Origin of the sequence: Polaribacter sp. Hel1_85 (assembly GCF_000766795.1) — a bacterium.
In the GTDB taxonomy this organism is placed as follows: domain Bacteria; phylum Bacteroidota; class Bacteroidia; order Flavobacteriales; family Flavobacteriaceae; genus Polaribacter.
The window spans coordinates 1-11,393 of record NZ_JPDS01000004.1 but is presented as its reverse complement, the minus strand read 5'-3'; the positions used below and the strand labels follow the sequence as shown (position 1 = coordinate 11,393).

At 28.9% G+C, this 11,393-nt stretch carries 11 protein-coding genes; all 11 read right to left on the bottom strand.

What is annotated here, in order from left to right; translation table 11 throughout:
* Nucleotides 1-148 precede the first annotated feature (148 nt).
* Nucleotides 149-1,300: a tetratricopeptide repeat protein gene (locus tag PHEL85_RS16965; protein ID WP_036828092.1), complete on the bottom strand. Its 1,152-nt coding sequence runs from the start codon at nucleotides 1,298-1,300 to the stop codon at nucleotides 149-151.
* Nucleotides 1,301-1,933: 633 nt separating this feature from the next.
* Nucleotides 1,934-2,353, bottom strand: coding sequence for a hypothetical protein (locus PHEL85_RS16960; RefSeq protein ID WP_036828090.1), 420 nt, complete (start codon nucleotides 2,351-2,353; stop codon nucleotides 1,934-1,936).
* Nucleotides 2,354-2,368: 15 nt separating this feature from the next.
* Nucleotides 2,369-2,893 (bottom strand): hypothetical protein, encoded by a 525-nt coding sequence (locus PHEL85_RS16955; RefSeq protein WP_036828088.1) that lies wholly within the window; start codon nucleotides 2,891-2,893, stop codon nucleotides 2,369-2,371.
* Nucleotides 2,894-3,080: 187 nt separating this feature from the next.
* Entirely contained in the window at nucleotides 3,081-3,551 is a 471-nt protein-coding gene (locus tag PHEL85_RS16950) for a hypothetical protein (RefSeq protein ID WP_036828086.1), read from the bottom strand.
* A gap of 20 nt (nucleotides 3,552-3,571) precedes the next feature.
* The gene (locus tag PHEL85_RS16945; RefSeq protein ID WP_036828084.1) at nucleotides 3,572-3,865 is read right to left on the bottom strand and encodes a hypothetical protein; all 294 of its coding nucleotides are present in this window, start codon (nucleotides 3,863-3,865) and stop codon (nucleotides 3,572-3,574) included.
* Between the two features lie 795 nt (nucleotides 3,866-4,660).
* Nucleotides 4,661-5,287, bottom strand: a complete 627-nt coding sequence (locus PHEL85_RS16940; protein WP_036828083.1) for a hypothetical protein — start codon at nucleotides 5,285-5,287, stop codon at nucleotides 4,661-4,663.
* A gap of 1,760 nt (nucleotides 5,288-7,047) precedes the next feature.
* Complete coding sequence (locus tag PHEL85_RS16935) at nucleotides 7,048-7,281, bottom strand: hypothetical protein (protein WP_036828168.1); 234 nt, start codon at nucleotides 7,279-7,281, stop codon at nucleotides 7,048-7,050.
* A gap of 174 nt (nucleotides 7,282-7,455) precedes the next feature.
* On the bottom strand, nucleotides 7,456-8,013 hold the full coding sequence (locus PHEL85_RS16930) for a hypothetical protein (protein ID WP_036828080.1): 558 nt from the start codon (nucleotides 8,011-8,013) through the stop codon (nucleotides 7,456-7,458).
* Nucleotides 8,014-8,295: 282 nt separating this feature from the next.
* Nucleotides 8,296-9,135 (bottom strand): RES domain-containing protein, encoded by an 840-nt coding sequence (locus PHEL85_RS16925; protein WP_162179448.1) that lies wholly within the window; start codon nucleotides 9,133-9,135, stop codon nucleotides 8,296-8,298.
* A 132-nt stretch (nucleotides 9,136-9,267) separates the two neighbouring features.
* Nucleotides 9,268-10,254: a hypothetical protein gene (locus PHEL85_RS16920; RefSeq protein WP_036828074.1), complete on the bottom strand. Its 987-nt coding sequence runs from the start codon at nucleotides 10,252-10,254 to the stop codon at nucleotides 9,268-9,270.
* A 157-nt stretch (nucleotides 10,255-10,411) separates the two neighbouring features.
* Nucleotides 10,412-11,056, bottom strand: coding sequence for a hypothetical protein (locus PHEL85_RS16915; protein WP_036828073.1), 645 nt, complete (start codon nucleotides 11,054-11,056; stop codon nucleotides 10,412-10,414).
* Between the last annotated feature and the right edge of the window lie 337 nt (nucleotides 11,057-11,393).

Below are 11,393 nucleotides of genomic sequence, written 5' to 3'. Positions count from 1 at the left end.
TTAAATTTTGGCTAACGTTGTTGTGTATGATTAGTGGCGTGTTTAAGCAACTAATTTAGCAAATAAAAACCGAATAGAAAATCCGAAAGGATTTTCGTAAATAAGCGAGAACTAGCCATTAATTATACACGGTGTTGGCAACTGGCTTTTATTTTTCGCAATGTTTTTTCAATGCTTCTAATACCATCTGATTATTATCTCCAAGTGAAACTGCTTTGTTTAAATCTTTACATATTTTCATCAATTCAGTTTCTGGTATTTTCGTTTCTTTAGTTGCCATTATTCGAATACCTTCTATTTTTTTAATAGTTCTACCGTTTCCAAGTTCATACTTTCTTAAAAGTGCAAAAGCTCGATTTGAATAAGCATTAGTAAAGTAAGGTTCAATCTCAAGAGTTTTGTTGAAATCTTTAATAGCTTCATCAAATTCAAAATTGTTCAGTTTAGCTGTTGCTCTTGCAAAATATCCTTCTGTCCAATTTTTATTCAGTTCTAAACATTTGGTATATTTCTTTATTGCTGCTTTAAAATTCCCTTGTTTATAGTAAGATTGAGCTTGATTATATAATTTAAATATTTTATCGTTTGTTTTATCTTTTTGGTAAACTCCATTTTTATAAAAATTCCTCCCTTTTTTTTCACCAGTTGAATAATAAGAAATAGATTCTCCATCCATTTTTCCATTTTCGTTAAAGGTAGTTCTTTGTTTTAATTGTCCATTAGGATGATACATTTCCCATATTCCAATTTCTTTTCCTTTTTTAAATATTCCTTTTTGGCTTAAAGTTCCATCTTTATAAAATTTTTTTTCAAGCCCATTATTAATTCCGTTATCATATTCAATTTCGTCAGATACATTTCCGTTTATATAATATCGTAAGCGTTTTCCTTTTAATTTTCCATTAAACAGAATTCCTTCTCCTTGTTTTCGTCCAGTTAGATAATAGTCAATAAACTTCCCTGAATATGTTGTCGAACTATTTTTTAAATACCAACTACCGTTTTTTTTATTCATTAGTTTGGTAGTTGGAATTGCTTTTATACTATCTGGTCTTTGCGAATATGCTTTAGTGAAAACATATATTATTCCATCTAAATCTTTGTAACCAAGAGAGTCAATTGATTTTTTGTTTTTCAAAACAACAACATTATCAATTTCGTTTTCTGTTAATGTTCCAAAGCCTTCTTTTGGTTCTTTGATAACAGGAATTGAATCGACAACGTAAAGTATCTTTTCATTTTGTCCAAAGCCAATTATTGAGGAGAAAGTTAATAGTAAAATCAGTATTTTATTTTTCATTTCTAATTTTTTCGCTTGTTGCCAACGGTTTTGTATAAAAATAGTTGCGTTTTTGCGAGCGAGGATTTTCCGAAGGAAAATCAGAAGTAAGTAAAAAAGCAACTTCCTTTGTTTAAGCACTAATCTAGCAATTTTTTTTATGCGTTGTTAGCTTTTAGTGCTTTTTTGTTCGCTTTATATATCCATGTTTAATAAGTTCCGCAAACTTGCTTAAAATTCCGATTGAGTGATTCTCCGATTTTAGATCAGAGTTTGAGTAAATAATTCCGCAATTAGCTAAATTCCGAATGAGTGAGATTCAGTTATTTCAATTCCGTTTACAATTCCGCAAACAAGCTAAAAAATCCGCAAAGTATTTTATTCAGAAAATGAGTTAGAACTCAGTAAAATTTTAAAGATTCTGGAACGGTTTTTTCGATTCTTACTTTCTTAAAACTCAAAAAAAACGGGAATTAAACTACGCTTTTTTTATTTCCGCAAACTTGCTCAAGCATTAAAGCTAACGTTGTTGTATATGGTTTGTTGCGTGGTTTATGCACCTAATTTAGCAAATAAAAACCGAATAGAAAATCCGTGAGGATTTTCGTAAGTAGGCTAGAACTAGCAATAAATTATATACGGTGTTGCCAGTAGTTATTTATTCACTTTTCTTCCATAAACCGATATTTTAATCGGAAAAATTTGAAGTTCAATTCCTTCTCCAAGGCTAAATGAAAATGTTTTAGTTTTCTTTAGTATTCCTTTTGAAGTATATGAATTTCCTGTTAAATTATTATAGGCTTGCACACCATTTGAATGAAAGGCACTTCCAGTCAAATTGTTGTAAGCTTGAATTCCGTTTGAATGAAAAGCACTTCCAGTCAGATTGTTATAAGCCTGAACTCCATTAGAATGAAAAGCACTTCCAGTCAAATTGTTGTAGGCTTGAACTCCATTAGAATGAAAAGCACTTCCAGTTAAATTGTTGTAAGCTTGAACTCCGTTTGGATGAAAAGCACTACCAGTTAAATCATTCCATTTATATACTCCGTTTGGGTGTTTTGAACTAGCCATATTTTTTACTTGAATTTAGTTATTATGTAAAAACCATTCATAAAGTAATGGTTTCATTGATTTTTCTTCTTTAGTTTCTTGTTCGTAATTTAAGACAAAATCTCTCGGAATTTCAATTCCATAATAGGTGTGTGGTAAACTATCGTTCTCCTCGTTAAAAGGGTCTTCAGCATCCTCAATTCTGGCTAGGTCAATTATATTCCCATCTACAGTATTAAAACTATGTGTAATAATCGGATAAGGGAAAGTATTGCGAGTTACAAATCCTGTGTAGTATGTAAAATTACAATCGGCAATTGTTGAAGCTTTTGCCGAATAGTGACATTGATAGTGAATATGTTCATATCCAAGGTCAGTAATTCCATTTAATATTTCATTACTTGGAACTACGTCATTATAAGATTCTATTGTATTAATTTCTTGTAAATTATCTCTAATCCATTGATTAAAAATATCCTTTTCAAGTCCATAGATTTCATTATAAAAAATTCCTCCTTCGTCAAGGCATAGTTCATAAAAATCTACTTGGTTGACATTCATTGATTTTTAGGTTTTAATAGATTATGCTGGTTTTCTTTAATTACTGGCAACGTGTTTATATATGGTTTGTTGCGTGACTTTTGCACTAAATTAATAAATAATTACTGACAAAGAAAATCCGAGAGGATTTTCGTAAGTAAGCAAAAAGCCAGCAATAAATTATATATGGTGTTGGCAAATCGTTTTTTTATAAATTGTTAAATAAAGCGTAGTATTTTGTACGCTCTATTTTTCTGTCTACAGGTTTTGTCATTTTACTTCCCTCCACAAGCAATTCGCTGTAAAAAGACTTAAGCCTTTCCAATAGTTTATCTAATTTTTTTTGTTCAAAAATTATGAAGGAAGTTTTCTTTTTCTTAAGAATAGCTTCTAAACAAATTATTTTACTGTCAATTTCAAGCTCTTCAAATGAACTATTTTTATGAAGTATACTTCTGATAGATCCAATGTTTGTGTTTGTTACATTGTTTTTATCTACACAGTCAGGATTTTGATACATAGAATTAATTTTTACTCTTAATGAACAAAAATCTACTCCAATAATTTCAGAAGTTAAGTCTGTATAATTACCACAAACAGAATTTTCAAATAAAATTTCGTCTCCTTTAAATGCCTTTAAAAAACTGATTATATTTGATAGTGTTAAGTTTTGATACATAAATATTTTTTTCAGTGAGTTTAAATTCTAAATAATTTTTTTGTAGTTTTATTTCCATCTAATTCAAAACTATCATAAATAATTTCATTATTAGAAACTGATTTTATTATTCCAAGTGCTTCAAATAGAATAGGAATGCTTAATTGTAAAGTTCCGTCTTTTTGTTCAGAAAGCAATATTTTTTGTTTTTCGGGATGTGTTATTCCATTTTGGTCAGTATATATAAAATCTTCACTCGTTACAAATTCCAACATTCTACCATCTTGATATTTCCACTTTCCAATAATTATTGACTTAAGATTTTCTAAATTCATTTTTTTCGTTTTTCAGAGCTCGAGTGAGTAATGTTTGCCAACGGATGGTTGTAAGGTTAGTAGCGATTTTCTCTCTATTAATTGTTAAACAACCATTTTAGTAAAAGTAAAAAATAAATTTCTAAAACGAGCAAAAAGCAGCTATTAACTTTACAAGTTGTTAGGTAACGTTGTGCCGCCAAAAGTTTAAGTTTCAAAAACTTGACTTTATAATCTATTCCCCTTTTTTTCTGTTAAAAATCGAGGCAGAATGCAATAAAATAGCGTTTTTAAAGATTGACTTAAAACAGAATCAATTCGCAAAAAAAATCACTTGGTATTTTAGCATTTAGATTTAAGAAAAAAAGACTCTTTAAACACAATCCCTTTTTTTGGATCAGATTGAATCAGAACGCAAACGAGTATTTTTTGAAAGGTCACAAAACCTTGATTTCTTAAAAACTCAAAAAAAAATCGAATAAAAAGTTTCGCTAAAAAAGAGCGCTAAAAAATTCAGTTTCTAGCTTCAAAAAGCAATTAAAAAAACACTAACATTTGGTGCGTTTAAATCCCAAAAAAAGACTTTTATTTCTAATAATCAGCAAGTACTTGAATTGTTGAGGTTGAGGTAATTCAGCTTTTAAAATGCATTAGACATCGTCTGGCACTATGTTTCTCTAACGTTGTTGTATAAGCTTTGTTGCGTTGTTTAAGCAGTGAATTTAGTAAATAAAACACGAACGGCGAAATTCCGGAGGAATTTCCCAAGTGAGCGAAAACAAGCAATAAAGTTTATACGGTGTTGCCAACAGTATTTTATTCGTTTATTATTTCTTCCGTTGCTTTTTTCGTCAATTCTTTAATTGAATTCAAATATTTTCTTTTCGGTTCTGTAGTTAATTTAAATTTAGAATTTACCTTTTCAAAATAATTCTCAATTTCCACATTATGTCCAGGTTCAGTAAAGTAAAATTCGTATGCTATTTGGTTAATAAATCTCTTCTGTTCGTCAAATTCAAATTTTGAATATTGTTCAATAAAATAGTCGGGATTAAATTCCATAAATTTCATAATTTCAATTCCCATAACTTCTGATAAAGCTCCGTCTGATTTTTCAACTATTATTCTGAAAACTTTGAAATAAAACTCTAAATCACTTTTATCTTTTGTGTATAGTTGTTTCATACATTCAAAAGTTTCGTCATTGTCAGAAGGATAAATTTTATTTTCGAGAATTAATTCCCCATATTTTCTTGTTTTAGGATTATCAATTCGAGTTTCGGTTTCAACAATTTCCGCTTTAGTTTTAATGATTTTAGTTTCTTCTTTAATCAGCGTTCTTTCAACGATATTTTTTTTATTTTCAGTTTTTTTTCCACTTTTCCCATTACAAGAAATAAGTGCAAATTGAACTAAAATTAAGATTCGAATCAGTTTTTTCATATTGTTGGCAACGGTTTTGTGTTATGAAAAGTTGCGATTTTAAGATTGGCTGATTTTCCGAAGGAAAATTAAGACAAGATTAAAAAAGCAACAAACTTTGTTTTAGCTAAAAATAGCAATTTTTTATACACAGTGTTGCAAAATGTGTGTTTTTTATTTTTCCAAAACTTTGTTTTTCCAATTTTCAGTTTTTAAAAAATCCGAGTTCAATTTATAATTCCACAATGAAATTCAATTCCGAAATTGTTCAAATTTCACAAAATTAATTTTCCAGCTTGAATAAATTCCATTTTTTTCTTTTCAAACACAATAAATTCAGTTTAATTTTCCTTTTTTTCAACATTCCAAAATTCCAAAAACGAACAAAATTCATTCAGAATTTTGATTAGCGAGAGAGTGTTCCGCAAATATATTTTCCCGTTTTTTTCGCAATTTTTAGTTTTTCAAACTTTAAAAGAATAAGCTGTTTTAAAGAACTTTTGTTTGCGGATTAATTTTTCGCCCAGTTTTTTGCAACGGTTTTGTATATGTAAAGTTGCGGGTTTGCATGCGAAGAATTTCCAGCGGAAATTCAGACGTAGCAAACATGCAACGACCTTTTGATTTAGCTAAAAGTAGCAATTTTTTATATACGTTGTTGCCTACAGTGCTTTTTTCTTACTGTAATTTAACGTTTCTCTTTTCAGGGTTTGAGTAAGTTCTTTCGTTTTCAATTCCTCAAACTTGCTCAAATTCCGATTTATTATTTTTTCGGTAGAGTGGAAGTCCGACGTTATTTTTAGGTTTAGTTCCGTTTCCAATTTTCCGTAATTTTGTCAAATTCCGTACAGCAATTCAGTCAGATTTTGAGTAAGCAATTCCGACGTTGCTTTTCATTCCTCATTTGAGTGAGAATTCAGCGTGATTTTCAGAATTCCGCAACATAGTTTTTTCGTTTTTACTTTCTTAAAATTCTAAAAAAAAATCGAAAATAAAACCAAGCCTTTTTAATCCGCAAACTTGCTCCAGCATTGTAGGCAACGTGTTTTTGTATGGAAAGTTGCGTTTTAAATGAACGGCTATTTTCCGCAGGAAAATAGAAGTTTATAAAAAAAACACAAACTTTTGATTAAGCCAAATTAAGCAATTTTTTATACAAGGTGTTAGCCAAAGTATTTTTTTTTCAGTTTATAATTCCTGCTTTTTTATATTTTCCTTTTCCAATATTCAGCGTTTGAGTGAAAATTCCGTAAAGATTTTAATTCCATATTTTGCTTAATTCCGCAATTTTGGTTTTCTACAGTTTGAGTAAATTCCGCAAACTTGCTAAATTCCCACAAAGAATTTTTCACGAGCGAGTGAGTGTTCAGTAATTTTCAGTTTCCTATTTTTTTCCACATTTGATTGAGATTTTTTTCACTTTTTACTGTTCAAAAATCATTGTTTTAAACGACTTTTTTTAAAGTGTCAGGATTTTTTCGCGCTATTTTGGCTAACGTTTTTGTGTATGATTAGTGGCGTGTTTAAGCACCTAATTTAGCAAATAAAAACCGAATAGAAAATCCGAGAGGATTTTCGTAAGTAGGCGAGAACCAGCCATTAATTATACACGGTGTTGCCATTTCGTTGTTTTTATTAGATTTATAATTATTCGGCTTAATTCTGTTTTTTGTTTTTCAACATTTGAGTGAATTCAGTCAGCGTATTGTTCCGCAATATTTTTCAATTCCGATTTAGTGAGCAATTCCGCAACTTGCTAAATTCCGCAAACAATTCAGATTTCATATTGTAATTACTTTTTTCATAAAAATCCATTTCAATTGGGTTTGTTTCCCAGATTGAGTTTCATATTCCTTTATTCTTGGTGAAAGCAAACCAGCAATTCCACCGCTAATTATACCTTTATACTGACTTTCTAAATTTCTAAATGTAAAGTGCAAAATTGTCCAAACGATTAAGAAAATAATCAAAAAAGACAAGTACCATAAAATTCTAACTTTTGTTTTCTTGTTCATAATTTTCAATATTTGAGTGCGTTCCGCCAATGAATGGCAACGGTTTTGTGTATGATTAGTTGTGTGTTTTAAGCACTAAAGTTAGCAAATAAATCACAGATAGAAAGTCCGCGAGGACTTTCGTAAATAAGCTAAAACTAGCAATTAATTTTACACGGTGTTGTGCAACGTTTTTTATTTCTTTTTTAAGTCAAATCCTAAATTCAGTTGTAACATAATTGGCCAAACATTCCCATTTCCGTTTGTGTCAATATAATATTGAGGACCTACGTCAAAAAGTAAATGAAAATTTTTTCCATATTTTCTTTGAATTCCCCAAGTTGGTCCAAAAGCAAAATCAAAATCAGAAGTTCGGGTTACATTTTCCGCTATTGAATTTCCACGTGTTATAAACCTTAACGAAACAAAATTTCCAGAATTATTTTTCGTATTTCTATCTTTTCTATTTCTCTTGTTTAAGTTATAAAACCATTTTTGTTGAAAATCGGCAAATGGACTAATAATATAAATAAATCCATTTCCAGCATAAGTTAAATCTGGATATCCTCCACCATAACCAATTCCAAGTCCAGCAGAAAAAGTTGAATAAGTTCCAGTTGGTAATTCCAATTCAACTCCAGGATTCAAAAAATTCACACGCCAAACTTTTTCAGTTCCAATGTCATTTTTTTCTTGTGCGTAATTTGATGTTGCAATAAGTCCAATAATTATGGTAAGTAAAAATTTTTTCATTCGTTTTTTGTTTTTTTTGAGATTCAAATATTTTGAGAAATTTAATCAAGAATTATGCCATTTTTCTGTAATGTTGCACAACGGTTTTGTATAAGATTAGTGTGGGAGGTAGATAATCGAAGGATTATCAGCCGAGCCACTAAGCTTATACTTATTTAGTGTTTTTATCTTGTCGACCTAAAAATACTCAAATAAGTAAAAGCGACCTTATAAATAAACCAAAAACTTTGGGCTTAACCATAAAAACCCACATTAATTTTATACGGTGTTGGCAACTGGCTTTTATTTCCATTCTATTTTGTCAGTTTTCTTATCGTAATTTGTGCTATCTATGGTTTGTAATTCAGTATAAGTTTTGTCAGCTACTCTTTTAAATGTCGATTTTCTGGCAGTAACAAATTCCAATTTTTCATCTACTACTTCTGGCCAAAGAACAATATTTGTTCCTTCAAATTCCGATTTAACGCTTGCATATAGTATTCCATCAACTTCTGGAAACTTTTCTTTTATATAATAAGAAAAAGCACAGGTTATTTTATAATTGGATTTATGTTTTTGTAAGTCAAGAGTAAATTCTTTAGCTAGAAATTCGTTGAATTTTTTTAGTTCTTCAAATTCTTCACTTTCCTCAAATCTATCATAGAACTTTTTCATTTCGTCAAACTCCGCATTTTTTCCTTTATTCTCTGCTGTCGGCAAAATCATAGCAAGTTTTAGAGGTTTCTTTACATCCCAAAGACCAATTGTTAATATTTCTTCCTCGCTATTTGGGTTACCTCTAAAAATAGATACAGCTTCTGAAATTCCAGTACTATGGTTTTTATTATCATTACAATAGAAAAATCCTTGTCCTGGTTCGTTCGCTCGTCCGAAGTTTTTTATGTTTAAAATATCCTTTCTGTATGTTAATTGTTCTGATTCCTCAAATAGTTTTTCTCCATTGTTGTGACGCCTAAATCGAATTAATTTATATGGCTTATAATCATAAAATGGTATTGGTATTATTTGATTTTTCAGAATGTTTTTGATGTGGGAATAACTGGAAATTGTATCCAGTTCTTTTAATTCTGTTAGTTTGTTAATTATTTGCTCGGATACTGTCATTTTCAAGCTTGTTGCCAACGTTGTTGTATATGGTTTGTTGCGTGTTTCAAGCAACTAATTTAGTAAATAATTACGGACAAAGAAAGTCCGCGAGGACTTTCGTAAGTAGGCGAGAAGCCAGCAATAAATTATATACGGTGTTACCTACAGTTATTTTTTCAGATATATACTTAATTCCTCATTAATCTCTAATAATTCGTAATCGTTTTTCAATTTATTCAATTCTTCCAAATCAGTCAAAGGGTAGAATGTTTCTAAACGATTAAACTTAATATTACCGTTATTTTTAACTTGTTTAGTTCTTTCATTTGCCCAAATTTGATAATCTACGTTGTTAAATTTAAAAGTAATTTTTCTTATTGAATCTCCAGAATATAATCCAGAATTTTCAATTTCAATAAATATATCACGTAATCTTTTATTTAAATATTTGGGCTCAAAATCTTCATTATGAAAAGATTTTGTTGGATTTGTTTTTGTGATTTGAGCATAATGTCTGTTTAGAATATGAATAATACTATACTCATCTATTTCTATTTCTTGGTTATTTAATTTTATGACAAATTCTGTACTATCAAATAGCTCAAAAATCTGAAGAGAGATACAATATATATATTTAGATTGTAATAAAGTTGCAGTTTTATTTAATAAATACTTTTTTTTATCTCTATTGAATAATAATTTTCCTTTGTTTTTTTCAATTTTTTTTAAATCTGTTCTAGTTTCTTTAGAAATCTCACGTAGTAACTTTTCGGAATGATTAGTAACAGAAATAGTCTTCTGCCATTTGTTTTTCACGCTTTCTAAAAATGCTAAATCTTTCTTTATTTCAAAACTGCTTGGATTGTAAATACCAACTCCTCTAACTTTTTCGTAAGTACTTTTTCCTGATAAATCTTTCAAGTATGATAGATAAATATCCTTAAATCTATAGTTTTCACAACTCGAATAATCTTTTAATTTTCCATCATCTAAATTTGATCCTTTTACACCAAGACAAAAAAAATCTTTTTCGTGTTCTGTTAATTTTTCGTTGTTTAATGATTTGTCTTTTAAATCTTCAAAAATTTTTCTCGTACGCTTTTGTTCCCCTTCAATATTACTTTTAAAATCTAAATCTTCTATTTTGTACGGCATTTTTTTTTAATTGTAGGTAACGTTGTTGTGTTATGGAAAGTTGCGATTTTGTGAACGAGGAATTTCCAGCGGAAATTCAGAAGTTTGCAAAAGAGCAACAAGTTTTAGTTTATGCTAAATATAGCAATTTTTTATACACGGTGTTAGCACCAGTTTTTTATTTTCCATCGTTAAATTCAATAAATTTTTCAATTCCTTTCTTATTCGGTTTATTTATAATTTTATTCAAAAATTTAATTTCCTTCGAGCTCAAATTAATAGTTTTTTCCAATTTTACAATGAATTTCATAAATCCAAATTCGTACACTATTTTTTCAGGTAAAACTCCAGTTTCATTTATAAATTCGTTAAAACAATGTTCTCCAAGTTTATTAAGATTTAAACTTTCAAGTTTCATTTTTTCAGGATTATAGTAAAAGTTATAATTTCCTGATTTTGTTTTATATGTAATTGTATTTTTAGATTCAGATTTTTTAGATTTGATTTCAGGTTTATTATAATCTCCGTCTTTTTCAGATATTATTCCAGTTCTGTCAAATAATATTAATTCGTTCTTTTCATTATTAAATATACTTGACTGAATGAAATTATTCGATTTTTCAATATATCTTAAAGCTCCTTTTTCTGTGTAATAAACTTTAAAAGATTTTGAAAATTTAAATTCAGGTTTATCTTTTATTTTTTCAGCGATTGCTTTATTTGTAATTTCAACTTCGAAGGAATATTCAATTCCAACATTATTTTCTTGACTAAATATTCCTAAAGTTATAAATATTAATATCAGTAATAATTTTCCTTTCATTTCGGATTTTTTATTGGTGCTAACGTATTTTTGTATGGAAATTTGCGATTTAAAAACGCGGCAAATTTTCCGAAGGAAAAATTGACGCTTATAAAAAAGCACAAACTTCTGATTAAGCCAAATTTAGCAATTTTTTATACAAGTTGTTAGCCAAAGTTATTTGTTTTTTTCCATTTTCCAATATTCAAAGTTTGAGTGAAAATTCCACAAAGATTTTAATTCCGCAATATGCTCAATTCCGTAAACTTTCTAAATTCAGATTTTGAGTAAGAATTCCGCAAAGATTTGAATTCCCACATTTTGCTTAATTCCGCAATTTTGGTTTTTCAGAGTTTGA